The following is a 23,223-nucleotide window of genomic DNA, read 5'->3' as shown; positions in this document are numbered from 1 at the left end:
CGTCGTCGATCATGAGCCTGGCGGCCCGACACGCCGCAGGTCCGGTCAGCGGGGGCGGCGCAGGCGGAGGGCCTGGACGATGTAGTCGAAGCCCGTCACGACCGTCACCAGGACGGCGGCGGCCATGATCCAGGGACCGACGACGGCGAGGGCCGCCGGCATCGGCCAGAGGTACCAGGCGATGGCGAGGATCTGGAGCGCGGTCTTGATCTTGCCGCCGCGGCTGGCGGCGATCACGCCGTGCCGGATCACCCAGAACCGCAGCCCGGTGATGCCCAGCTCGCGGACGAGGATCAGCACTGTCACCCACCAGGGCAGCCGGTCGTACCAGGAGAGCAGCACCAGGGCCGCGCCGGTGAGCGCCTTGTCGGCGATCGGGTCGGCCACCTTGCCGACCGAGGTGACCAGAGCGAACCGGCGGGCGATCCAGCCGTCCACCAGGTCGGTCGCCGAGGCCACCGCGAAGATCAGGCAGGCCGCCATCCGCCAGCCGGAGTGGCTCATCCCGGACGCGATCACCGAAGCGGCGAAGACCGGCACCAGCGCCAGCCGCAACGCGGTCAACGCGTTGGCGGCGTTGAGCACGGGCACCCGCGCGACCACCCGGGCCGGCGTCGACTCCGTCGCCCCGGTCACCGTCTCGCTCCGCTCGGGCCGCCGTGGCGCTCCCGGGACCACACCACCTGGCTCCCCCGCTCCGTTCGGACCCGCCGTCACCGTGCCGCGCCGGGCGCCGCCGAGATCATCTCATCCGGCACGGCGAGCAGGTCCACCCCTTCGGTGCCGGTCACCGTCGCGCGGACCAGGTCACCCGGGCGCAGCGCGGCCAGGTCGACCCCACCCTCGGCCGGGGCGACCAGGGTCGTCGAGCCGTCCACCTCCGGCGCCTGGTGCGCCGCCCGGCCCTCCACCACACCGTCTTCGATCGAGTCGACAAGCACCTCGACTGTCGAACCGAGACGGTCCTCGGCCCGCTGCGAGCACAGCTCGTCGGCGAGCGCGCTGAGCCGGTCGTACCGCCGCTTGATCGTCGCGGCGGAGACCTTGCCGGGCATGCCGGCGGCCTCGGTGCCGTCCTCGTCGCTGTAGTCGAACATGCCGATCGCGTCGAGCCGGGCCTCGGTGAGGAACCGGACCAGCTCGTCGACGTCGGCGCGGGTCTCGCCGGGGAAGCCGACGATGAAGTTGCTCCGGGCGCCCGCCTCCGGCGCCAGTTCGCGGGCGCTGGCCAGCAGCTCCAGGAACCGGTCGGTGGAGCCGAAACGGCGCATCCGGCGCAGCACCGGCTCACTGGAGTGCTGGAACGACAGGTCGAAGTACGGTGCCACGCCCGGCGTACCGGCGATCGCCGCGACCAGGCCGGGTCGGGTCTCTGCCGGCTGGAGGTAACTCACCCGCACCCGGACGATGCCGGACACCGCGGCGAGCTGCGGCAGCAGCTTCTCCAACGCCCGGGGGTCGCCCAGGTCCTTGCCGTACGAGGTGGAGTTCTCGCTGACCAGCACCAGCTCCCGTACGCCCGTCTTGGCCAGCCACTCCGCCTCGGCGAGCAGCTCGTCCGGCGTACGCGACACGAACGCCCCACGGAACGCGGGGATCGCGCAGAACGCGCAGCGGCGGTCACACCCGCTGGCCAGCTTCAGCGAGGCGACCGGGCCGGTGTCCAGCCGGTGGCGCAGCACCTGGCGCAGGTGCGCCGGGGTGTGCTCGTCGGTGTCGACGGTGGTCCGCGTCACGGTGCCGTGACCGGGGAGCGAGACGGCGGTGTCGCGCCGCTGCACCGGGGTCAGCGGCAGCAGCTCACGCCGGTCCCGGGGGGTGTGCGCGGTCACCTGCTCGCCGGCGACGACCGCGTTCAGGCGGGCGGCGATGTCCGGGTAGTCGTCGAAGCTCAGCACGGCCTGCGCCTCGGGCAGGCTGTCGGCCAGCTCCCGGCCGTACCGCTCGGCCATGCAGCCCGCGGCGACCACCTTGGCGCCGGTCCCGGCGGCGGCGAGCAGGGTCTGGATGGAGTCCTGCTTGGCCTTCTCCACGAAGCCGCAGGTGTTGACGACCACCACGTCGGCGCCCTCGCCGTCGGTGGTCACCTGCCAGCCGTCGGCGTGCAGCCGGGCGGCCAGCTCCTCCGAGTCGACCTCGTTGCGGGCACAGCCCAGGGTCAGCAGGGCGACACGACGGCCCTCGGCGTTGGCATCAGGGGAGGTGGCAGACACCATCCGAGGGTACCGGGCCGGCCTGGGAGGCCCACGCACGCGTACCAGCGCCTCCCGGTGGACGGTCACCGCGTCGGGGCGGCCACCCGCGTCAGCCGGTCGAGCAGGAAGACCTCGGTGCCGGACAGGCCGGTGGAGCAGAAGACGGAAATCTGGTCCGCGGTGGTCCGGCCGGGGACCGCGCCGGCCAGGATGCCGCCCAGGTCGCGCAACCGCCCGGCGTACGGGGGTGTGGCCGCGAGCATCGGCGGCCGGTAGTCGACCGCCTGGGCGGGTGAGTCGGTGACCAGCAGCTCGGCGACGTCCAGCAGGTCGGTGCCGAACTCGCTGCGATCGCGCTGTTTGAAGCCGACCGCGTTGACGTGCGTTCCGGGGCTCAGGTCGGCGGCGCACAGCACCGGGGTCGGGCTGGTGGTGGCGAGCACCACGATGTCCCGGCCGGTCACGGCCGCGCCCGGGTCGGCCACCGGGCGGGCCGGTACGCCCAGTTCGGCGCGGACGCGGGCGGCGAAGGCGTCCCGCCGGGCGGCGGAGCGGCTGTGCACCACGACCTCGCGCAGGGGTCGGACCGCGGCGGCGGCCCACACCTGGCTCCACGCCTGCCGGCCGGACCCGATCACCGCGAGGGTCGCCGCGTCGGGCCGGGCCAGCGCGTCGACGGCGACGCCGCCCAGCCCTCCGGTCCGCCGGGAGCCCAGCTCCTCGCCCACGGCGACCGCCCGGATCGCCCCGGTGCCGGCGTCGTGCAGGACGACCAGCTGCTCGGCCTGCGGGTGCCCGAAGGTGTCGTACGAGCGGAAGCCGTACCACTCGTCGACCAGGTGTCCTGCCGTGAGCACCATCCGCCCACCGGCCAGCGGGGCGGCGGCCCGGGGCGGGGCGACCAGCCGGCCGTCGTACGCGGCCAGCAGGGCGTCCCGCATGGCGTCGACGGTGGTGGCGGCGTCCAGCGCGGCGGCGACCTCGGAGTCGGCGTAGAGCAGGGTCATGATTGCCATACTGCAAGTTGAAGCGAGGTAGAGGTCAACGCGAGGTGTCGGGAGTCACCGCACCCGACGCCGGGCCGGTGCTAGCGTCGGCTCCGGTGGCCCCGGACGCTCGCGGTCGCCCCGGACGAGTGGTGGGCGTACCCGGTCAGGCCAAGACGCCCCGCGTGATGTGCCGACTCGTCCCGGTGCGGCAGCCCGGGCGCCGACCCGTGAGGTGGACATGGCCTGGCTCGTACTGGTGATCTCCGGACTGCTGGAGACGGCGTGGGCGACCGCCCTGGACCGCAGCGCCGGCCTCAGCCGACTGGTACCGACAGTGGTGTTCGTGGTGACCCTGGTGCTGAGCATGGCTGGCCTGGCGTACGCGCTGCGGGAGATCCCGGTCGGCACCGGGTACGCGGTCTGGGTCGGCATCGGCGCGGTCGGCACCGCCCTGGTCGGGATGCTGGCGCTCGGCGAGTCGGCGAGCCTGCCCCGGATCCTGTGCCTGCTGCTCGTGGTCGCGGGCGTGGTCGGCCTGAAGGTCTTCCACTGAAAAGGACGCGTGACAGGTCCCCACAGTGGGTATTGATCGATCCGTCACGACAGGCTCTCATACGGAGGACGACATGGCCGACATGTCCAGCACCGCCCGCCCGCGCAGCAACGCCGCCCGGATCCTCACCATCGTGGGCTTCGTCTTCGCGGTCCTCGCCCTGCTGCTCAACCCCATCATCTTCGGCGTGCTCGGCGTCATCGCGGGCATCGTCGGCGCGGTGCTCGGCGACAAGCCGCTGGGCTGGTACGCCGCCGCGGCCAGCGTCCTCGCCGCGATCATCAGCCTGGTGATCATCGGCGCGCTGATCAACAACTGACCGCACTCCGACGCGGGCCCGCCGGTCACCGGCGGGCCCGTCGCGTGTGCGGGGTCGGACGACGTCAGTCCACGTCGCCGCGCAGGCCGCTCAGGACGTCCTCCAGCTCGTCCGGCTTGACCAGCACGTCACGCGCCTTCGACCCCTCCGAGGGCCCGACCACCCCGCGGGTCTCCATCAGGTCCATCAGACGACCCGCCTTGGCGAAACCGACACGCAGCTTGCGCTGGAGCATCGAGGTCGAGCCGAACTGCGAGGTGACCACCAGCTCCACCGCCTGCACCAGCAGATCCAGGTCGTCGCCGATGTCCTCGTCGATCTTCTTCTTGCTCTCCTGCGCGGGCGCCAGCACATCCGGGCGGAACTCTGGCTCGCGCTGGTCCTTGCAGAACTTCACCACGTCGGCGATTTCCCGCTCGGTGACCCAGGCGCCCTGGATCCGCACCGGCTTCGACGCGCCCATCGGCAGGAAGAGCCCGTCACCCCGGCCGAGCAGCTTCTCCGCGCCCGGCTGGTCCAGGATGACCCGCGAGTCGGCGAGGGACGAGGTCGCGAACGCCAACCGGGACGGCACGTTCGCCTTGATCAGACCCGTCACCACGTCGACCGACGGACGCTGGGTGGCCAGCACCAGGTGGATGCCCGCCGCCCGGGCCAGCTGGGTGATCCGGACGACCGAATCCTCCACATCGCGCGGCGCCACCATCATCAGATCGGCCAGCTCGTCCACGATCACCAGCAGGTACGGGTACGGACGCATCTCCCGTTCGCTGCCCGGCGGGGCCTTGATCTCGCCGTTGCGCACCTTGCGGTTGAAGTCGTCGATGTGCCGGACGCCGTTCGCGGCGAGGTCGTCGTAGCGCATGTCCATCTCGCGGACCACCCAGTCCAGCGAGTCGGCCGCCTTCTTGGCGTTCGTCACGATCGGCGTGACGAGGTGCGGGATGCCCTCGTAGCCGGTCATCTCGACCCGCTTCGGGTCGATCAGCAGCAACCGCACCTCGTCGGGGGTGGCCCGGGTGAGGATGGACACCAGCAGGGTGTTGAGGCAGCTCGACTTGCCCGCGCCGGTGGCCCCGGCGATCAGGATGTGCGGCATCTTGGCGAGGTTGGCCACCACGTAGCCGCCCTCGATGTCCTTGCCGAGCGCCACCACCATCGGATGGTGGTCGCTTGTCGCCGCCCGCGAGCGCAGCACGTCGCCGAGCGCCACGTTCTCCGGGTCGGTGTTGGGGATCTCCACGCCGACCGCGCTCTTGCCCGGGATCGGGCTGAGAATCCGTACGTCCGGCGACTTCACGGCGTACGCGATGTTGCGGGACAGCTGCGTGATCCGTTCGACCTTGACGCCGTGCCCCAGCTCCACCTCGTACCGGGTGACCGTGGGACCCCGGGTGAAGCCGGTGACCGCAGCGTCCACGTCGAACTGGTCGAACACGCCGGTGAGCGCGGCGATCACCTCATCGTTCGCCTTGCTGCGGGTCTTCGCGGCGGCACCGGCGCTGAGCATGTTGGCCGGCGGCAGCGTGTAGTCACCGGCAAGTCCGGTCAGCGCCAACTGCTCGGCCCGCGTCGGCGCGGGCGAGTGCTCCGGCGGCTCGACCGGCTTGCGGCTGGCCGGCACCTTCGACGGCGCCTTGCGCGGCAGGACCATGGTCTCCTGGAGGTCGGCGCCCTCCAGGTCGTCGAAGTCGTCCGGGTCCAACGGTGGCGGCATCCGCTTGGCCGGTCGCCTGCGCGCCGGCCGGGCCGCCGGCTCCTCCGACTCCTCGGTGGCCTCCGGCGGCGCCACCAGCCCACCGGCGAGCAGACCCAGCCGCTCCGGGATCTTGTTGATGGGCGTCGCGGTGACCACGAGCAGGCCGAAGAGGAGCAGCAGGACCAGCAGCGGTACGGCGACCCAGGCGGTGACCGCCCGCTCCAGCAGCCCGCCGACGCCCGCGCCGACCAGGCCGCCGGCGTAGTCACGCTGCAACGGGTCCGTCGGGTCCTGACCGATCTGGAGCAGCGCGGCGGTCGACACCAGCAGCGAACCCCAGCCGATCAACCCGCGGCCCCGGTGCGCCGGGTCCGCCGGCTGACGCATCAGCCGCCACGCCCCGATCATCAACAGCACCGGTACGACCACGGAGATCGCACCCAGGAACAGCCGGACCGTGTCGGCCAGGCGCGCACCCACCGGACCGGCGCCGGAGAGCCAGAGCGCCACGGCGCTGAGCAGGGCCAACCCGAACAGGAGCAGCCCCGCCCCGTCGCGGCGGTGCTCCGGGTCGAGGTCGCGGGCCGAGGCGGCCTGCCGGCCGGCGGCGCGCACCGCCCAGCCCATCCCGTGCGCCAGTCCCATCCACAGTGCACCGACGGCGCGGCCGACGTACACCGCCGGACCCGGCCGGGCGGGAGCGGTGCGCCGGCGGACCGGCGCCCTGGTCTTCTTCGCCGGTTGGCGGGCACGGTTGTTGGTGCCACCGCGCGGCGACGCGCCGCGCCGCCGGCTCGCCTGAGAGGTACGGCCCGCCATAGAGTCACGGTAACGGCGGGACCCGGCAGAACGCCGCTTTTCCGGGTCGTGTCCGCGCGTCGCAGCACGGACCGCGCCGCCGGTCGTGATATCCGCCTCAGAAGGGATGCCCCATGGCGTCGCCGGGATTCGAGGACGGTCCGGACGATCCGCTTGCCGGGCACCCCGATGTGTTGCGCCCACTGACCGGCGAACTGGTCGCCGCGGTGCTCGCCGCGCGGGGCCGAGCGGTCGGGCGGGCGGTTAACGGCGACCTGGTGGGCCGCTTCGACGACAACCTGATCTGGTTCCTGCGCGTCGGCGCGGCCGGCGAACTGCTCCAGGTCCGCACGATGGTCACGCCCACCTTCGGGATCGAACGGGTGCCGGAGCTGTACGCCTTCTGCAACTCGTGGAACCACGACCGGCTCTGGCCCAAGGCGTTCGTGCACGTCGACGACGGCGGCCGGGCTCGGGTCTACGGTGAGGTGATCACCGACCTGGAGCGGGGGGTGACCCCGCACCAGCTCGACCAGCTGCTCGACTGTGGCATCTCGGCCGGCTGTCAACTCGCCGTGGCCGTCGCTCGGCTGCCCGGCGCGGTGCCGGCGTGACCGTACACCGCGATCCGGCGCTGGTGAGCGCGCTCGCCGACGCACGCGACCTGCCCGACGGGCCGGACCGGCTGCTCGCCCTCGAACGGCTCGCCGAGCGGGCCGACGCGGCCGGTGACCTCCGGTCGGCACTGGACGCCCGGTTCGCGCTCATCGAGGCGTACCTGCTGCACGGCGAACGGTGGCGGCTGGTCGAGCCGGTGCGCCGGTGCCGGGCCGCCGCCGACTACCGGCCCGAGCTGCTCACCGACGACGAGGGCCGGCTGCTGCTACGCCTTCAGCGCTACGCCGTGGAGGCGCTGCTCGGCACCCCCCGGGTGGGGCTGGACCAGACCCGGTCCCTCCTGGACGATCTCGCCCACCGGGTCGGGGCGGACGGTCCCGACGCGTCGACCGTCGCCGAGCTCCGCTGCCGGATCGCCGACCACCTCGGCGACGAGCCCACCGCCCGGCACTGGTACCAGCGGTGGGCCGGCACGGTCGGCGGGCCGTCCGGCGGATGCCCCGGCTGCGCACCGGCCCGCCGCGCGGAGCTGCTCGCCGGCTGGGGAGAGTGGCGGGCCGCGCTGACCGAGCTGGCCGAGCCCACCCGCGACGCGGTGGACTGCACGGACCAGCCCGAGCGGGCGCTCGTGGCCGGGCTGCTGCCCGAGCTGCGCGTCGGCGAGCCGGAACGGGCCGCCGTGGCGCACGTGCGGGCGTACCGGCGGCACCGGCGCGAACGGGCGGCGTTCCCGTTCCTCGCCGCGCACCTGCGGTTCTGCGCGTTGGGTGGGCACCTGGAACGCGGGCTGGCCATCCTGGCCGAGCAGCTGCCCCGACTGGACCGGCCCACCGACGACCTCGCCGCTATGGAGTTCGCCGCCGCCGGCGCGCTGGTCTGCGCGCTGGCCGTCGAGGCCGGCCTCGGCGTGCGCACGGTGCCGCGACCGGCGTACGGCGGGCGACCGGCCACCGACCTGGACGTCGCCACCCTGGGCGCCCTGCTGCTCGCGATCGCCAACGAGCTGGCCGGCAGCTTCGACGCCCGCAACGGCACCGGCCACCACTCCGGCCGGATGGCCGCCTGGCTGGCCGAACGCCCCGTGGCGGCGCCGGTGCCCCTGCCCGCCGACGACGCCGAGCCCGACGCGGGCGACGCCGAGCCCGACGCCGACGACGGACGCGAGGTTGCCACGCTGACCATCGACATGATCACCGCCGCGCTGGACCGACGCGGGGACCGGTACGCCGTGGACGAGGGCGCCACGGTGGTCGGCCGGTGGGGTGCCGTGGTGATCCAGTTCCGTCGGGCCGGCGAACGCGGCGAGGTGCTGCACGCCCGCGCCATGGCCGCCCGCCGGCTGCCGGCGACCCGCCGCGCCGAGGCGTACGCCTTCTGCAACGCCTGGAACCACGACCGGCTGCTGCCCAAGGCGTACGCGCACGACCTCGGTGAGGAGCTGGTGCTGGCCGGCGACGTGGCCACCGACCTGGCGCACGGGGTGGCCCCGGAGCAGCTCACGGTGCTGGTGGACGCCGCCATCGCCACCGGCGTCGCGTACGCCGAGGCGGTCGCCGCGCTGCCCTGACGCCTACGGACAGATACTGCCGGCCCACCTCATCGGGGTGGGCCGGCAGTAGCGGGACCTGCTCAGACCTCGACGACGGTGGGCACGATCATCGGGCGACGACGGTACGCGTCGTTGACCCACCGCCCCACGGTCCGCCGGACGATCTGCTGGAGCTGGTGCGGGTCGGTGATGCCGTCCGCCGCCGCCCGGTTCAGTGCCTCGGTGACCAGCGGGATCACCGGGTTGAACGCCTCCGGGTCCTCGGAGAAGCCCTTCGCGGACAGCGTCGGACCGGCGACCACCTTGCCGGTGACCGAGTCGACGACGACTGTGGTGGCGATGAAACCGCCGTCGCCGAGGATCCGCCGTTCGGTGAGCAGCGACTCGCTGACGTCGCCGACGGCGAGGCCGTCGACGTAGACGTACCGGCTCTTCACGTGCCCGACGAGGCTGGCCCGGCCCTCGACCAGGTCGACCACGTCGCCGTCCTCGCAGATGACCACCCGGTCGGCGGCCACCCCGGACTCGATGCCGAGGCGGGCGTGGGCGCGCAGGTGACGCCACTCGCCGTGCACCGGCATCAGGTTGCTGGGACGGACCACGTTGAGCAGGTAGAGCAGTTCCCCGGCGGGGGCGTGCCCGGAGACGTGCACCTTGGCCACGTCCTTGTGCACGACCACCGCGCCCGCCCGGGCCAGCCGGTTGATCACCCGGTAGACCGAGGTCTCGTTGCCCGGGACCAGCGAGGACGCCAGCACGACTGTGTCGCCGGGCGCGATGGTGATGTGCCGGTGGTCGCCGCTGGCCATTCGACCCAGGGCGCTCATCGGCTCACCCTGCGACCCGGTGGACATCAGCACGATCTGCTCGGGAGGCAGCGTGGTCGCCTCCTCGATCCCGATGACCAGGCCGGCCGGGATGTTGAGAAGGCCGAGGTCCCGGGCGATGCCCATGTTGCGGACCATGGACCGGCCGATCAGCGCGACCTTGCGGCCGTGCTCGGCGGCGGAGTCGAAGACCTGCTGCACGCGGTGCACGTGCGAGGCGAACGACGCCACGATGATCCGGCCCTTGGCCTTCGCGAAGATCGAGTCGAGCACCGGCCCGATCTCCCGCTCCGGGGTGACGAAGCCGGGGATCTCCGCGTTTGTGGAGTCGGACAGCAGCAGGTCGACGCCCTCGGCGCCGAGCCGGGCGAAGCCGGCCAGGTCGGTGATCCGGCCGTCCAGCGGGAGCTGGTCCATCTTGAAGTCGCCGGTGTGCAGCACCAGGCCGGCCGGGGTGCGGATGGCCACGGCGAGCGCGTCCGGGATGGAGTGGTTGACCGCGAAGAACTCGCACTCGAACGGGCCGAGCCGCTCCCGGCCGCCCTCCCGCACGGTGAGCGTGTACGGCTGGATGCGCCGCTCGGCGAGCTTCGCCTCGACCAGGGCGAGGGTGAACTGCGAGCCGACCAGAGGGATGTCGGGCTTGTGGGCGAGCAGGTACGGCACCGCGCCGATGTGGTCCTCGTGGCCGTGGGTCAGCACGATCGCCTGGACGTCGGCCAGCCGGTCCAGGATCGGGCCGAAGTCGGGCAGGATCAGGTCCACGCCCGGCTGCTCGACGTCGGGGAAGAGCACCCCGCAGTCCACGATCAGCAGCTTGCCGTCGTACTCGAAGACGGTCATGTTCCGACCGATGGCGCCGAGCCCGCCGAGCGGGATGATCCGCAAACCACCTTCCGGCAGCGGCGGGGGCAGTTCCGCCTCGATGTGCGCCTCGGTCACGCGTCCACCTCATTCTGCGACGCCGTCACCCGGCGCCCATCGTGTCGTTCGATCATTCGGGCAGCTCCAGGCCCGCTGCCGCGAAGTCCGCGCGCAGCTGGGCGATCTCGTCGTTTGTGGCGTCCACGAGCGGGGGTCGCACCGGGCCGGCCGGCAGGCCCAGCGACGCCAGGCCGGCCTTCACCAGGATGGCGCCCTGGGTGCGGAAGATGCCGGTGAACAGCGGCAGCAGCCGCCGGTGCAGGGCAAGCGCGGCCGGCATGTCCCCCGCGTCGTACGCCTCGATCATCTGTGCGGTCAGCGCCCCGGTGAAGTGCGTCGAGGTGCCGACCACGCCCACGGACCCGACGGCCAGCGCCGGCAGGGTGAGCGCGTCCTCGCCGCAGTAGAAGGCGAGGGCGGTCCGGCTGGTCACCCAACTGGTGGCGGTCAGGTCGCCCTTGGCGTCCTTGACCGCGACGATCCGGCCGTGCTCGGCGAGCCGGACCAGCGTCTCGGTGTCGATCGGCACGCCGGAGCGGTGCGGGATGTCGTACAGCATCACCGGCAGGCCGGTGGCGTCGGCCACCGCGGTGAAGTGCCGCAGCAGCCCGCTCTGCGGCGGCTTGTTGTAGTACGGGGTGACCACCAGCAGACCGTGCGCGCCGGCCTTCTCGGCGGCGGCGGCCAGCTCGATGGTGTGCCGGGTGTCGTTGGTGCCGACACCGGCGACCACCTTGGCGCGGTCACCGACGGCCTCCACGACGGCCCGGATCAGGCGTTCCTTCTCCGCGTCGCTGGTGGTCGGCGACTCGCCGGTGGTGCCGTTGACCACCAGCGCGTCGTTGCCCTGCTCGTCGACCAGGTGGCTCGCCAGCTGGGCGGCGCCGTCGAGGTCGAGCGAGCCGTCGGGGGTGAACGGGCTCACCATGGCCGTGAGCATCCGGCCGAAGGGGCGGGACACCGGCCGGGCCGAAGCGTCAGGGTGGTCGTGCGTCATACCCTCCAACCTAGCGGACGACCAGCCGGCGCCCGCCGGGGAAGGCCTCAGGACGCCTCGTGCGGGCTGGCCGCCACCTCGGTGCCGTCCGGCAGCGTCGAGATCACGAAGTCGGCGAACACGTTCGGGGCGATCCCCTGGAGCTGGCGCAGGCACTCCACGGCCAGCTCACGGATCTCCACGTCGGCGTGCTCGGTGGCCCGCATGGCGATGAAGTGCCGCCACGCCCGGTAGTTGCCGGTGACCACGATGCGGGTCTCGGTGGCGTTGGGCAGCACCGCGCGGGCCGCCTGCCGTGCCTGCTTGCGGCGCAGCGTCGGGTTGGGCTCGTCGGAGAACCGCTGCTCCAGCCCCTCCAGCAACTCCGTGTACGCCCGCACGCTGGCCTCGGCGGCCTCGGTGAACTTCTTGTGCAGCTCCGGGTCGTCCGCGATGACCGCCGGCTCGACCATTGCCGCGTCGCGCTCGGGGACGTAACGCTGGGAGAGCTGGGAGTACGAGAAGTGCCGGTGCCGGATCAGCTCATGGGTGAACGAACGGGACACCCCGGTGAAGTAGAAGGTCACCGACCCGTGCTCCAGCACCGACAGGTGCCCGACCTCCAGGATGTGCGCCAGGTAGCCGGCGTTTGTGGCGGTCGCCGGGTTCGGCTTCTTCCACGACTGGTAGCAGGCCCGGCCGGCGAACTCGGCGAGCGCCTGGCCACCCTCCGCGTCGGTCGACCACGGCACGTCGTCCGGGGCCGCGAACTGGGTCCACGCGATCAACTTGACCTGGGGCTGCACCATCTCCGGCATTCCTGGGACTGTAGTGGCGCGGCCCCTCCCGGCCCAACTCAGGCACGCCCCCTGCAATGTCGATCACTCAGCTCCGAAGCGTTCGAACTACAGGTGCCGGCCGGGCCGCGGAGAGGCCACCGGCGCGAACCGCCCGTCGGGCGGGACTGGCGGGGCGGGGGTGCAGCCGGCTCAGACGTAGAGCGACGTGAACGGCGCCCAGGGCAGGTTGCGCAGCACCGAGAAGGCGAGCCACGCGGCCAGGAAGCCGCCGATGACCTTGGAGCTGATCCGCAGCTCGGGCATCCGCCAACCGAACGCCTGGCTTCCCGCCCAGGCCACGAAGAGGTACGCGAGGAACGGCAGCGCGAAGACGAACAGGAAGTGGTGTCGGGCGGCGGCCGGAAGGTCGCCGTGCAGCACGTACCAGAGCGCGCGGGTGCCACCGCAGCCCGGACAGTCCAGGCCGGTGGTCAGCTTGAGCAGGCAGGTCGGCGCGGCGTCCGGGTCGGCGTACGTCGGGTTGCTGAGCAGCGCGTAGCTCATGCCGGCAGCGACGCAGCCGACGGCGGCCAGGGGCACCGCCCAGCGCGGCGAACGCTCGTAGAGCCGCAGCACGAAGCGGGTGAGCCGATCCGGCTCCGGTGCCGGGTATCCACCCGGCGGGGGCGTCGGCCAACCCGCCGGGCCGGCGGCAGCGTCCGCCGGCAACGTGTGGACCGCCCCCGGTGCGGGCTGCGGCTGGTCGACCGGTCCCGGAACGCTCGTCACGCGCTCACGGTACACCGGACACGCCGGCCAACGCGGCGGCCAGCGGACCGGCCAGGTCGCCGGCGGCGGGCGGCGCCACCGCGTCCAGGCCGAGCCAGCCGGCGAGCCGGTACAACTCGGCGGCGAGCGCCACCGCGGTCTCCCCCGGGTCGGCGCCCGGTTCGAGCCAGGCGGCCGGGACCAGCAGCACCCCGGCCCTGCGGTCGGCCTTCAGGTCGACCCGGGCGGTGAACCGGTCGCCCTGGAGGAAGGGCAGCACGTAGTAGCCGTAGACCCGCTGCGGCGCCGGAACGTAGATCTCGATCCGGTAGCTGAAGTCGAAGAGCCGCTCGGTGCGGGCCCGTTCCCAGATCAGCGGGTCGAACGGGCTGACAAGCGTGTTGGCCCGGATCCAGCGGGGCAGCCGGGCGGACGCGTGCAGCCACGCCGGCTGCCGCCAGCCGGCCACGGTGACCGGCACCAGCTCACCGGCCTCGGCGAGCTCCGCGACGGCCTGCCGGGCGCCGGCCAGCGGCAGCCGGAAGTAGTCGCGCAGCTCCGGCTCGGCGGCCACCCCCAGCGACCGCGCGGCAAGGGCCACAAGCGTCCGGTACGCCTCGGCGTCGGTAGGGGTCGGCGCGTCCAGCACGGCCGCCGGCAGCACCCGCTCCGGCAGGTCGTAGCGGCGCGCGAAGGAGGTGCTGCGCTCCGCGGCGGTCACCTCGCCGGCCCAGAACAGGAACTCCAGCGCGCGCTTGACCGCCGACCAGTTCCAACCCCAGTTGCCGGTCTCGCGGGGCGCGTCGTGCTCGATCTCGGCGGCGGTCAGCGGACCCCGGGCGGCCACCTCGTCGCGTACCCAGGCGACCAGCTCCGGCTGCTCCTGCGCGATGCGCCGCATGCCGCCCCAGGACTCGCTGTGCGCCCGGGCCATCCGCCAGCGCAGCATCGGGTGCAGCCCGACCGGGACCAGCGACGCCTCATGACCCCAGTATTCGAACAGCTCCCGTGGGCGACGGTAGGCGGCCTGGTCGAGCAGGGTCGTCGGGTACGCGCCGAGCCGGCTGTACAGCGGCAGGTAGTGCGCGCGTTGCAGCACGTTTACCGAGTCCATCTGGATGAGGGCGACCCGGTCGAGGACCCGGCGCAGGTGCCGGCGTGTCGGCACGCCGGTCGGCGGCGGGTCGGCGAAGCCCTGGGCGGCGAGCGCCACCCGGCGGGCCTGGGCGAGCGAGAGTGATTCCGGTGCGGCCATCGTCGGCGACCCTAAATCATCGGTACGACGCCGGTGCGGGAAGCTGGACTCGGACCGTCATCGGGGCATAGAACGGTGCAATGCTGACCATCCGCCGGGAGGAACCGGACGACGCCGAGGCGGTCGCCCGGGTGCACGTGCACGGCTGGCAGGCGGGCTACGCCGGCTTCATGCCGGACGAGGTGCTCGGTCGGCTCAACGTGGTGGCCTGGGCGCAGCGCCGCCGGGACGTCGGCACCGCCGACCCGGAACACCCGTTCACCACCCTGCTCGGTGAGGTGGACGGGCTGGTCGTCGGCTTCACCACCTTCGGGCCGTACCGCCGCAACCAGGACCGGGACGACCTGGACCCGGCGGTCGGCGAGGTGCTGGCGCTCTACGTCGAGCCGGCGTTCTGGGGTGACGGGACGGCCGCCGCCCTGCTCGACGCCGCCCGCGTCGGGCTCAGCGAGCGGGGCTGGACCGGCTACCGGCTGTGGGTGCTGGCGGACAACAAGCGGGCCCGCCGGTTCTGCGAACGGGTCGGGCTGTCACCTGACGGTGAGCGGTCGACCTACCAGGTGCCGCTCGCCGGCGGGCGCGGGCCGGTCGGGCTGGTCGAGCTGCGGTACGCCGGACGTCTCGACGGGTGACCCGCCCGGGGTCAGCCACCGGCGGATCGGCAGGAAGGCCAGCAGCGCGAGGCTGATCCAGACGTAGGCGTTGCTGCCCAGGAAGCCGTCGACGCCTGTGAAGTCCTTCTCCCAGACCCACACGGTCCGGCTGATCAGCAGCACGTACCCGATGGTCACGGCGGCGAGCAGGACGCGCCGGCGGCGGCCGGCGGGCGCGGCCATCGCGTTGTCGACAAGGAGGATCAGCGCGGGCAGCAGCCAGACCAGGTGGTGCACCCAGGTGACCGGGCTGACCAGGCACATCACGGCGCCGGTCAGCGCCAGGCCGGTCGCCTCGTCACCCGCCGCGACGGCCGCCCGGGACCGCCAGGCCCAGAGCGCCAGGGTGCCGAGCACGAGCAGCAGCCACAGCAGGGTGCTCGGGTGCTGCGGGTCGAGCCGGGCGACCACCCCGCGCAGCGACTGGTTGGACACGAAGGCCAGCTCGCCCACCCGGCCCGTGTTCCACAGCGCCTCGGTCCAGAACTCCCGGGACGCGTCCGGGAAGAGCGCACCGGCCAGCAGGGACACCCCGGCGGCCGTGCCGCTGGCGGTCAGCGCCGCGCGCCACCGCCCGGTGACCAGCAGGTAGACGATGAAGATGCCAGGCGTCAGCTTGATCGCGGTGGCCAGGCCGATCCCCACACCCGCCCAGCGGTTGCCGGCCGGCAGCAGCCGCAGCAGGTCCACCGCCACCAGGAAGAGCAGCAGCGTGTTCACCTGACCGAAGTTGACCGTCTCCCGCATCGGCTCGAACGCGGCGGCCAGGCAGAGCGCCACGGCGAGGGCGAACCACCGGGTCCAGCCGGCGCGCCTGGCGATCGGGTCGACCAGCCACCAGATCAGGACGGTGGTGGTGACCACGCTGGCGAGCACGCTCACCACGATCGCGGCCGACCACGGCAGGTACGCCATGGGCAGCATGACCAGCGCGGCGAACGGCGGATAGGTGAAGCCGTACTGGGTGTTGGGTTTCAGGTAGTCGTAGATCTCCCCGCCGTCGTGCACCCACCACGTCAACGCGCCGTAGTAGACCTTCAGGTCGAAGAAGCCGTGCCGTACGGCCGCGACGGCGAGGAACGCGGTGACCGCCGCGGCGAGCGCCACCACGCCCACGACCTGCGCGGCCGTCCTGTTGGCACCCTGCGCCACCGTCGCCTCCCTGGCCCTGCGTAGGCTTCCGTCCCATGGCTCTCGGGTACGTCCGCCCGGCGCGTCCCGAGGACGCCGGCGAGATCGCACGCATCCAGCTCGCGACCTGGCGGGTCGCGTACCGCCGGATCCTTCCTCGGCATGTGCTCGACAACCTGGACGAGGCGTTCCTCGCCCGGCGGTGGAGCGCCGCGGTGCTGGAGCCGCCCTCGGGCGCGCACCGGGTGCTGGTCGCCGTCGAACAGGCCGAGCAATCGTATCTGGTGGGGTTCGCGGCCTCCGGCCCGGCCGACGCCGAGGCACTGGCGCCAGGCGAGCCGGCCGACGCGCTCGGCCCGGACGTGGCCGCCGTGACCGACCTGCTGGTGGAGCCGCGCTGGGGTCGGCGGGGGCACGGCAGTCGACTGCTCGCCGCCACCGTGGACCTGTGGCGGGAGGACGGGATGGGACGGGCGGTGGCCTGGGCGTTCGACGGTGACGAGGCGACCCGCAAGTTCCTCACCAGCACCGGGTGGGAGCCCGACGGCGCGGCCCGGGCGCTGGACGTCGACGACATGCTGGTGCCGCAGGTCCGCCTGCACGTGGGAGTTCCGGCCGAGAAGGTCGAGTGACCGGTGCGGCGGCCCGGGCCGCCGCACCGGTCCGGGTCAGCCCTTGTCCGAGCCGTCGTTGGCGTCGCGGACGAAGTACCGCTGGAACACCACGAAGATGATCGCCACCGGGATCGTGGCGAGCAGCGCGGCGCCCAGCTTGAGCGGGTACTGGGTGCCGCTGCCCAGGGAGCCGCTGACCAGGTCGGCCAGGCCGCGCGGCAGGGTGAAGAGGTCCGGGTCCTGCACCGACACGAGGCTGTGCGGGAACTCGTTCCACGAGCCCTGGAACGACAGGATGGTCAGGGTGATCAGCGCCGGTTTCGCCATCGGCAGCACCACCGACCAGAAGGTACGGAAGATGCTCGCCCCGTCGATGCGGGCGGCCTCCTCCACGCTCACCGGGATCGACTCGAAGAACTGCTTCATGATGAACACGCCCGCCGCGTCGGCCAGCAGCGGCACCACCAGACCGGCGTAGCTGTTGTAGATGCCGAGCTGGTTGAGCACCAGGAACTTCGGGATCAGCAGCACCACGCCGGGCACCGCCATCACCGCGATGACGGCCGCGAACAGTCCGCCGCGACCCCGGAATCGCAGCCGGGCCAACGCGTACCCGGCGAGCGAGTCGAAGAACACCCGCCCGAGGGTGACCAGCACCGTCACCAGCAGCGAGTTGCCCAGCCAGAGCGGGAAGTTGGTGCCGGCGAAGATCCGTTCGAAGCCGGCCAGGCTGAGCGGGTCCGGAAACGGCGAGAGCGGGTTCGCCGCCGCGTCCGACTCGGTCTTGAGCGAGTTGCCGATCTGGATGACGAACGGGTAGAGGAACACCAACCCGAAGAAGACAAGCGTGGCGTACCCCAGGAAACGGGTGGCCAGCGTGCGGGCCGCGCGGTGGTCGCGCCCCGCCGGGCGGTCGGTCGGAACGGCCATCTCAGGACCTCTCCGGTACGCGTCGACGCCGCCAGCCGCGGCGCGGCCGGTCGGTGTCCCGCTCGGCCAGCGCCCGGCGCTGGATCAGCGTGAGCACGATGATGATCAGGAACAGGACGAACGAGATCGCCGCGCCGGAGCCGTAGTCGAAGTCCCGGAACGCGGTCCGGTACGACAGGTACGCCGGGGTGACGGTGGTCTTGGCCGGGTCGCCCTGACTCATCACGTACACCTGGTCGAAGACCTGCCAGGAGCCGATCAGGCCGAGGGTGAGCACCAGGAACGTGGTGGGCCTGATCATCGGCAGGGTGACGTGGCGGAACCGCTGCCAGCGGGACGCGCCGTCGAGGGTGCTCGCCTCGTCCAGCGCCACCGGGACGTTCTGGAGCCCGGCCAGGAACATCAGCATGAACGTGCCGGAGGTGGTCCAGACGACCAACGTGATGATCGAGATCATCGCCACGCTGGGGCCGGCCAGCCAGTCCCACCAGGTCAGCCCGAACGGGCCGCCGTCGGCCAGGGCCGCCGGCGGCGAGTCGACGCCGACCGCGCCGAAGAGCAGGTGCAGTAGGCCACGGGAGTCGGCGAACCACTCCGGGCCGTCGATCCCGAGGAAGCCGAGCAGCGCGTTGACCGCGCCGGAGTTGGCGAACAGGAACAGGAACACCACGCTGATCGCGACGGAACTGGTGACCGAGGGGAAGTAGAAGGCGCTGCGGAAGAAGCTCTTGCCCTTGAGCATCCGGTTGTTGACGACCAGCGCCAGGCCGAGCGCGAGCACGGTCTGCGCCGGCACCACGATCGCCACGTAGTACATGTTGTTGCGGATGCTGGTCATGAAGTCGCGGCGGGCCAGCCCGTCCTCGGTGAACAACTGGGTGTAGTTGTGCGCGCCGACGAACGGCACGTCGCCGGTGAACGGGCTGCCCTGGCCGTTCCAGTCGGTCAGGCTGACCCAGAGCGCCATCAGGATCGGCAGCAGCAGGAACAGCCCCAGGATGACGATCACCGGCGCGACGAAGAGCCACCCGGCGAGGTTCTCGTTGCCGCGGGTTCCGCCCCGGCGCCGGCGAGGGCTCGTCCCGGGCGCGGTCGACGCGGCGGTCAGTGTCTCGGTTGCCATCTCCCCTCCCCTCTTCTCTCGGGCCGACGTGCGGCGGGGGCCCCGCTGGTCGCCGGGACCCCCGCCGTCACCTCAGCTGCCGCCGAGCGCCGCCTTGGCGTTCTTGTCGAAGTTCTGCAACACGGTCTTCGGGTCGCCGTTGGTCAGGCCCTGCAGACCGGTGTCGAGGTCCTTCAGGACGCTGTCCATCTTCGGAGTGTTCACCGGCCCCTGGGCGTACGCGGCGCCGTCGACGAACACCTTGTCCGCCGGAAACGCGGAGGTGTACTGGTCGCGCACCGACTGGCGGGACGGCATGACACCGAACGCCTTGGCGAAGCTCATCTGCTGCTCGCCGCTGGTCATCGCCTCGACGAACGTGATCGCCTGGTCCTTGTACTTGCTCTTCGCCGCGATGCCCCAGCACTGGGTGAAGGAGAGCGTGCCCTGCCCCTTCGGGCCGGCCGGCAGCGCCACCACCTTGTACTTCACGTTCGGGAAGTCGTTCTGCAGCGCGCCCTTGATCCAGTTGCCCTCGATGGTCATCACGGCCTTACCCTTGCCGAACGCCTCACCGGACCAGCCGGCGTCGAGCTGCTTCGGGTACTTGGCCAGGCCCGAGGTGAGCAGGGACTTGACGTACTGGAGGGCGGCCAGGTTCTCCGGGGTGTCGGCGGTCGGCTGCTTGCCGTCCTTGCTCAGCAGCCAGCCGCCGTTCTGCACCAGGAAGGCGCCGATCCGGTCCCGGGTGTCGCCGAGAGCCAGCGGGACCTGCCCCTTGGCCTTGATCTTCTGCGCGGTCGCGGTGAGCTGGTCCCAGGTGGTCGGCACGTCGGCGTCGGTCAGTCCGGCCTTGGCCCACAGGTCCGTGTTGATCTGGAGCGCCAGGGTGGAGAAGTCCTTGGGCGCGCAGTAGAGCTTGCCGTCGTACGTGAACGTGGTGCGCAGGCTCTCGTAGAAGTCGCCCGAGTTGCTGATCTTGTCCCCGTACGGCTCCAGGGCGCCGACGCTTGCGTAGTCGGCGAACCGGGCCGCGTCCACGTAGAAGACGTCCGGCGGGGTGCCGCCGGCGAGGGACTGGCCGAGCTGCTGGGTGAGGTCCTGCGCCGGGGTGACCGTGGCGGTGTTGCCGGAGCTGCTGGCCCATTTCGCCGCGGCGTCCTGGACCGCCTTGGTCTCGGCCTCGCCGGACGAGCCAATCAGGATCTGGAGGCTGGCCGGGCCACTGGACTGGGCCGCGTCGCCGGAGTCGTCGAAGCCGCTGCCGCAGGCCGCGGAGCCGAGCAGGGCGACGGCGGCGAGGCCGGCCACCGCCGCCCGTGTGAGGGTTCGAGGTGCCATGGGTTTCTCCTGTTGGGGGTGGGGGTTACGCGGTGTGCCGCAGTGCCAGCGAGGGCTGGAGCAGCACGGGAGGAGGGCTCTCGTGGTTGCCGTCGAGGACGCCGGTGAGCAGGTCCACGCAGCGGGCGGCGGCTTCGCCGAGCGGTTGGCTGACGCTGGTCAGCCCGACCGCCGCGGCCACCGGTGTGTCGTCGAAGCCGATCACCGACACCGGCGGTTCGGTGCCGCGAACGGCCTGGAGGGCGCCGAGGGCGAGCGAGTCGCTGGCGCAGACCACGGCGGTCGGCGCGGCGGCGACGAGCAGGTCGCGCATGAGACGTTCGCCCTCGGCGATGCCGTCCTCGGTCTCCCGGTGCAACCCGGTCGGGTCGACGTCGGCCGCGAGGAGGGTGTCGTGCCAGCCGGCGCGCCGGTCGTCGCCGACACCGGAGCCGGCCGGCCAGCCGATGAACGCGATCCGTCGGTGGCCGGCGTCCAGCAGGCGTCGGGTGGCCTGGGCGGTGCCGGCGGCGCCGTCGACGTCCACCCAGGGATGCGCGTCGAGCGCGTCCCATGGCCGGCCGAACGTCACGAACGGCACGTCCCGGTCGGCGAGCCATTCGGTACGTGGGTCGCCGTACTTGGTGCCCACCAGCACGAACGCGTCCAGCTCGTACGTGCCGAGCAGGTCACCGTAGGTGGCGATCTCCCGGTCGTCGTCGGGGGCGGTGTAGAGCAGCACGCGGTAGCCGGCGGCGTCGGCGGTCTCGGTGAGGCCGTGCAGGAAGCGGTCGAGCACGGAGCCGTTGATGCCGTCGCGGGTCGGTTCGATCCGGGCGGCGATCAGCCGGGATCGGCCGGTTCGCATCTGTCGGGCCGCCTGGTTGGCCCGGTAGCCGAGCGCGTTGATCGCGTCCTCGACCCGCTGGCGGGTCTCCTGCCGCACGATGTGCGGGGCGTTGAGCACGTTGGACACCGTCTGCCGGCTCACTCGGGCGTGCCGGGCCACCGTCGCTATGGTCACCTTTTCGGGCACTGAATCCCTCTCGCCGTCTTGAACGATCCAATCTGGATAAGGCAGGATTGGATCGTTCAAGTTTCTGGAATGTTTCGCACTTTGCACCGCCACGGGCGCGTTGTCAAGACGTGCGTCCCGCACCCCGAGGATCTGGAGCCACACCGTGATCGAACGCCAGCTGCAACCCCTCCTGCACGAGTTGGTGGGGGTCGTCCTGGCCCCTACCAGCGCACTCGGGGACGCGACCGGGCAGATCCGCCCGACCGGCGTCCAGGGCGTCTTCCACGCCGACGCCCGGGTGCTCGCGCGGGCCGAGCTACGGGTCGACGACCGGGAGCTGGAAGGGCTGACGCGCGGCGACGACGGCCCGCACGGCGCGCGCTTCGTGGGCCTGGCCCGCTGGCTCGGCGACCCCGCCCCCGACCCCACCGTCCGCGTCGACCGACTCCGCCGGGCCACCCGTAACGGCCTCACCGAGGAGCTGCGGATCGTCTCCACCGCCACGGTCGGCGTACGGGCCACCGTCAGCGTCGACCTCGGCTGCGACCTGGCACCCATCGAGATGGTCAAGTCCGGTGGCGCCGCCGCACCGCTGGAGGCCAAGACCGGCCAGCCGGACGTGCTCAGCTGGGCGGCGGACGGCATCACCGTCACCGTCACCGCACCGGGCGCCCACGTGCTCGCCAGCGGCGAACGGGCCACCGCACCCCGGCTGACCTGGCCGGTCGAGCTGCCCCCCGGCGGCGGCGACACCGTGCTGCGCTGGCAGCTCAGCGTCGAGGACCCGCGCGCCGTCGTCGTCGGCCCGGCCGGCGAGCCGGAGTGGTCCCGGCCCGAGGTGACCGCCGACGACCGACGCCTCGTCCGACTGCTCGACCGCAGCCTCGACGACCTGCGCGGCCTGCGGCTGGCCGAGACCGGCGCCCCCGGGGACGTCTTCCTCGGCGCCGGAGTGCCCTGGTTCCTCACCCTGTTCGGCCGGGACAGCCTCTGGGCCGCCCGGATGATGCTGCCGCTCGGCACCGACCTGGCCGCCGGCACCCTGCGGGTGCTCGCCCGCCGCCAGGGCACCCGGGTCGACCCGGCCACCGGGGAGTCCCCCGGCAAGATCCTGCACGAGCTGCGCGGGCACGAGGTCGCGCTGCCCGCGAACGGGCTGCGCCTCCCGCCGGCCTACTACGGCACCGTCGACGCCACAATGCTCTGGGTCAACCTGCTGCACGACGCCTGGCGTTGGGGTCTGCCCGCCGAGCAGATCGAACCACTGCTGCCGCACCTGGAGGCCGCGCTGCGCTGGCTCGGCGAGCACGCCGACCCGGACGGCGACGGCCTCGTCGAGTACGTCGACACCACCGGACACGGGCTGTCCAACCAGGGCTGGAAGGACTCCGGCGACGCCGTCCGCTACCACGACGGATCGCTCGCCACCGCGCCGATCGTGCTGGCCGAGGTGCAGGGGTACGCGCACGAGGCCGCCATCAACGGCGCCGCGCTGCTGGACGCCTTCGGCCGACCGGGCGGGGACCGCTGGCGCGAACACGCCGCCGACCTGGCCCGCCGGTTCCGCGACAGCTTCTGGGTCGACGGCCGGTACGGCCCGCAGCCCGCCCTGGCCCTCGACCGGGACAAGCGCCCCGTCGACTCCCTGACCAGCAACATCGGCCACCTGCTCGGCACCGGCCTGCTCACCGTCGACGAGGAGGCCCAGGTCGCCCGGCTGCTCACCACCGACACGCTCGCCGCCGGATTCGGGCTGCGGACCATGTCCACCGACGACGCCGGCTTCAGCCCGCTGTCGTACCACTGTGGCTCGATCTGGACCCATGACACCGCGATCGTGCTCGCCGGGCTGGCTCGCGCCGGGCACCGGGACGCCGCACTCGGCCTGGCCGAGGGCCTGCTCAGCGCGGCCGAGGCGTTCGACTACCGGATGCCCGAGCTGCACGGCGGCGACGACCGGTCACTGGTGAACCGCCCGGTGCCGTACCCTGCGGCGTGCCGGCCGCAGGCGTGGGCCGCCGCGGGCGCGGTGCTGCTGCTCCAGGCCGCCACCGGGCTCTACCCGAACGTGCCGGGTGGAACGGTCCAGCTGACCCCGCTGGCCGGAGTCGAACTGGGTGCCGTGGCGGTCAACGGCCTCCGCGTGGCCGGCACCCCGGTGACTGTCACGGTCTGGCTCTTATACACATCTGACGCTGCCGACGAT

At 72.6% G+C, this 23,223-nt stretch carries 21 protein-coding genes and 1 riboswitch; of the genes, 7 read left to right on the top strand and 14 right to left on the bottom strand.

Translation table 11 applies throughout. The features are described 5' to 3' along the window. Window positions 1-45 precede the first annotated feature (45 nt). The 3 genes from pgsA to FHG89_RS13835 all read right to left on the bottom strand — a co-directional run bounded on the left by pgsA (window position 46) and on the right by FHG89_RS13835 (window position 3,202). The gene (pgsA, locus tag FHG89_RS13845; protein ID WP_139584789.1) at window positions 46-636 is read right to left on the bottom strand and encodes a CDP-diacylglycerol--glycerol-3-phosphate 3-phosphatidyltransferase; all 591 of its coding nucleotides are present in this window, start codon (window positions 634-636) and stop codon (window positions 46-48) included. A gap of 77 nt (window positions 637-713) precedes the next feature. After that, entirely contained in the window at window positions 714-2,216 is a 1,503-nt protein-coding gene (rimO, locus tag FHG89_RS13840) for a 30S ribosomal protein S12 methylthiotransferase RimO (RefSeq protein ID WP_139584788.1), read from the bottom strand. Window positions 2,217-2,278: 62 nt separating this feature from the next. Further along, the gene (locus FHG89_RS13835) at window positions 2,279-3,202 is read right to left on the bottom strand and encodes an ornithine cyclodeaminase family protein (protein WP_139584810.1); all 924 of its coding nucleotides are present in this window, start codon (window positions 3,200-3,202) and stop codon (window positions 2,279-2,281) included. 106 nt (window positions 3,203-3,308) lie between these two features. Next, window positions 3,309-3,367: riboswitch (guanidine-III (ykkC-III) riboswitch) on the top strand. A 55-nt stretch (window positions 3,368-3,422) separates the two neighbouring features. On the opposite strand from FHG89_RS13835, the gene FHG89_RS13830 reads away from it, so the two are divergent. Together FHG89_RS13830 and FHG89_RS13825 are read left to right on the top strand one after the other, a co-directional pair. Further along, on the top strand, window positions 3,423-3,737 hold the full coding sequence (locus FHG89_RS13830) for a DMT family transporter (RefSeq protein ID WP_139584787.1): 315 nt from the start codon (window positions 3,423-3,425) through the stop codon (window positions 3,735-3,737). Between the two features lie 73 nt (window positions 3,738-3,810). After that, entirely contained in the window at window positions 3,811-4,056 is a 246-nt protein-coding gene (locus FHG89_RS13825) for a hypothetical protein (protein WP_139584786.1), read from the top strand. Window positions 4,057-4,120: 64 nt separating this feature from the next. Here FHG89_RS13825 and FHG89_RS13820 read toward each other — a convergent pair whose 3' ends face one another. Beyond that, window positions 4,121-6,574: a DNA translocase FtsK gene (locus tag FHG89_RS13820; RefSeq protein ID WP_139584785.1), complete on the bottom strand. Its 2,454-nt coding sequence runs from the start codon at window positions 6,572-6,574 to the stop codon at window positions 4,121-4,123. A gap of 113 nt (window positions 6,575-6,687) precedes the next feature. On the opposite strand from FHG89_RS13820, the gene FHG89_RS13815 reads away from it, so the two are divergent. Next, the gene (locus FHG89_RS13815) at window positions 6,688-7,167 is read left to right on the top strand and encodes a type III secretion system chaperone family protein (RefSeq protein WP_139584784.1); all 480 of its coding nucleotides are present in this window, start codon (window positions 6,688-6,690) and stop codon (window positions 7,165-7,167) included. Further along, the gene (locus FHG89_RS13810) at window positions 7,164-8,738 is read left to right on the top strand and encodes a type III secretion system chaperone family protein (RefSeq protein ID WP_139584783.1); all 1,575 of its coding nucleotides are present in this window, start codon (window positions 7,164-7,166) and stop codon (window positions 8,736-8,738) included. The genes FHG89_RS13815 and FHG89_RS13810 overlap by 4 nt, the downstream gene beginning before the upstream one ends. Window positions 8,739-8,800: 62 nt before the next feature. Here the strand turns inward: FHG89_RS13810 and FHG89_RS13805 are convergent, their stop codons facing one another. From FHG89_RS13805 to FHG89_RS13785, 5 genes are all read right to left on the bottom strand, one after another. Beyond that, the gene (locus FHG89_RS13805; RefSeq protein WP_139584782.1) at window positions 8,801-10,489 is read right to left on the bottom strand and encodes a ribonuclease J; all 1,689 of its coding nucleotides are present in this window, start codon (window positions 10,487-10,489) and stop codon (window positions 8,801-8,803) included. Window positions 10,490-10,541: 52 nt separating this feature from the next. Continuing rightward, complete coding sequence (gene dapA / locus FHG89_RS13800) at window positions 10,542-11,468, bottom strand: 4-hydroxy-tetrahydrodipicolinate synthase (RefSeq protein WP_139584781.1); 927 nt, start codon at window positions 11,466-11,468, stop codon at window positions 10,542-10,544. Window positions 11,469-11,515: 47 nt separating this feature from the next. Continuing rightward, on the bottom strand, window positions 11,516-12,256 hold the full coding sequence (gene thyX, locus FHG89_RS13795) for an FAD-dependent thymidylate synthase (RefSeq protein ID WP_139584809.1): 741 nt from the start codon (window positions 12,254-12,256) through the stop codon (window positions 11,516-11,518). Between the two features lie 180 nt (window positions 12,257-12,436). Continuing rightward, complete coding sequence (locus tag FHG89_RS13790) at window positions 12,437-13,030, bottom strand: DUF2752 domain-containing protein (RefSeq protein ID WP_139584780.1); 594 nt, start codon at window positions 13,028-13,030, stop codon at window positions 12,437-12,439. Then, entirely contained in the window at window positions 13,020-14,249 is a 1,230-nt protein-coding gene (locus FHG89_RS13785; RefSeq protein WP_139584779.1) for a winged helix-turn-helix domain-containing protein, read from the bottom strand. The genes FHG89_RS13790 and FHG89_RS13785 overlap by 11 nt, the downstream gene beginning before the upstream one ends. An 80-nt stretch (window positions 14,250-14,329) precedes the next feature. On the opposite strand from FHG89_RS13785, the gene FHG89_RS13780 reads away from it, so the two are divergent. After that, window positions 14,330-14,881 carry a GNAT family N-acetyltransferase gene (locus tag FHG89_RS13780; RefSeq protein WP_139584778.1) on the top strand — a complete coding sequence of 184 codons (552 nt, stop codon included), beginning with the start codon at window positions 14,330-14,332 and terminating at the stop codon, window positions 14,879-14,881. On the opposite strand, the gene FHG89_RS13775 is transcribed toward FHG89_RS13780, so the two are convergent. Next, window positions 14,780-16,054, bottom strand: a complete 1,275-nt coding sequence (locus tag FHG89_RS13775) for a glycosyltransferase family 87 protein (RefSeq protein ID WP_139584777.1) — start codon at window positions 16,052-16,054, stop codon at window positions 14,780-14,782. The genes FHG89_RS13780 and FHG89_RS13775 overlap by 102 nt on opposite strands. A gap of 35 nt (window positions 16,055-16,089) precedes the next feature. Between FHG89_RS13775 and FHG89_RS13770 the strand changes: the two genes are divergently transcribed. After that, entirely contained in the window at window positions 16,090-16,665 is a 576-nt protein-coding gene (locus tag FHG89_RS13770) for a GNAT family N-acetyltransferase (RefSeq protein ID WP_139584776.1), read from the top strand. Window positions 16,666-16,701: 36 nt separating this feature from the next. Here FHG89_RS13770 and FHG89_RS13765 read toward each other — a convergent pair whose 3' ends face one another. From FHG89_RS13765 to FHG89_RS13750, 4 genes are all read right to left on the bottom strand, one after another. Further along, window positions 16,702-17,577, bottom strand: coding sequence for a carbohydrate ABC transporter permease (locus FHG89_RS13765; RefSeq protein ID WP_139584775.1), 876 nt, complete (start codon window positions 17,575-17,577; stop codon window positions 16,702-16,704). A 1-nt stretch (window position 17,578) separates the two neighbouring features. Further along, a complete protein-coding gene (locus FHG89_RS13760) occupies window positions 17,579-18,700 on the bottom strand; it encodes a carbohydrate ABC transporter permease (RefSeq protein WP_139584774.1) in 1,122 nt (373 codons plus the stop codon). Between the two features lie 72 nt (window positions 18,701-18,772). Continuing rightward, the gene (locus FHG89_RS13755) at window positions 18,773-20,020 is read right to left on the bottom strand and encodes a sugar ABC transporter substrate-binding protein (RefSeq protein WP_139584773.1); all 1,248 of its coding nucleotides are present in this window, start codon (window positions 20,018-20,020) and stop codon (window positions 18,773-18,775) included. Window positions 20,021-20,045: 25 nt separating this feature from the next. After that, a complete protein-coding gene (locus FHG89_RS13750) occupies window positions 20,046-21,008 on the bottom strand; it encodes a LacI family DNA-binding transcriptional regulator (protein WP_244295422.1) in 963 nt (320 codons plus the stop codon). A 172-nt stretch (window positions 21,009-21,180) separates the two neighbouring features. Between FHG89_RS13750 and FHG89_RS13745 the strand changes: the two genes are divergently transcribed. Next, the coding region (locus tag FHG89_RS13745) for an amylo-alpha-1,6-glucosidase (RefSeq protein ID WP_139584771.1) at window positions 21,181-23,223 on the top strand (2,043 nt) is incomplete at its 3' end.

This window comes from Micromonospora orduensis (assembly GCF_006228125.1).
GTDB lineage: Bacteria > Actinomycetota > Actinomycetes > Mycobacteriales > Micromonosporaceae > Micromonospora > Micromonospora orduensis.
This window is presented reverse-complemented; position numbering and strand designations above follow the sequence as displayed.

Excerpts from the sequence above, each read along its gene's own strand:
- rimO (WP_139584788.1), bottom strand. The coding sequence starts at position 2,216 with ATGGTGTCTGCCACCTCCCCTGATGCCAACGCCGAGGGCCGTCGTGTC.
- FHG89_RS13835 (WP_139584810.1), bottom strand. The coding sequence starts at position 3,202 with ATGACCCTGCTCTACGCCGACTCCGAGGTCGCCGCCGCGCTGGACGCC.
- FHG89_RS13830 (WP_139584787.1), top strand. The coding sequence starts at position 3,423 with ATGGCCTGGCTCGTACTGGTGATCTCCGGACTGCTGGAGACGGCGTGG.
- FHG89_RS13825 (WP_139584786.1), top strand. The coding sequence starts at position 3,811 with ATGGCCGACATGTCCAGCACCGCCCGCCCGCGCAGCAACGCCGCCCGG.
- FHG89_RS13820 (WP_139584785.1), bottom strand. The coding sequence starts at position 6,574 with ATGGCGGGCCGTACCTCTCAGGCGAGCCGGCGGCGCGGCGCGTCGCCG.
- FHG89_RS13815 (WP_139584784.1), top strand. The coding sequence starts at position 6,688 with ATGGCGTCGCCGGGATTCGAGGACGGTCCGGACGATCCGCTTGCCGGG.
- dapA (WP_139584781.1), bottom strand. The coding sequence starts at position 11,468 with ATGACGCACGACCACCCTGACGCTTCGGCCCGGCCGGTGTCCCGCCCC.
- thyX (WP_139584809.1), bottom strand. The coding sequence starts at position 12,256 with ATGGTGCAGCCCCAGGTCAAGTTGATCGCGTGGACCCAGTTCGCGGCC.
- FHG89_RS13785 (WP_139584779.1), bottom strand. The coding sequence starts at position 14,249 with ATGGCCGCACCGGAATCACTCTCGCTCGCCCAGGCCCGCCGGGTGGCG.
- FHG89_RS13780 (WP_139584778.1), top strand. The coding sequence starts at position 14,330 with ATGCTGACCATCCGCCGGGAGGAACCGGACGACGCCGAGGCGGTCGCC.
- FHG89_RS13770 (WP_139584776.1), top strand. The coding sequence starts at position 16,090 with ATGGCTCTCGGGTACGTCCGCCCGGCGCGTCCCGAGGACGCCGGCGAG.
- FHG89_RS13765 (WP_139584775.1), bottom strand. The coding sequence starts at position 17,577 with ATGGCCGTTCCGACCGACCGCCCGGCGGGGCGCGACCACCGCGCGGCC.
- FHG89_RS13760 (WP_139584774.1), bottom strand. The coding sequence starts at position 18,700 with ATGGCAACCGAGACACTGACCGCCGCGTCGACCGCGCCCGGGACGAGC.
- FHG89_RS13755 (WP_139584773.1), bottom strand. The coding sequence starts at position 20,020 with ATGGCACCTCGAACCCTCACACGGGCGGCGGTGGCCGGCCTCGCCGCC.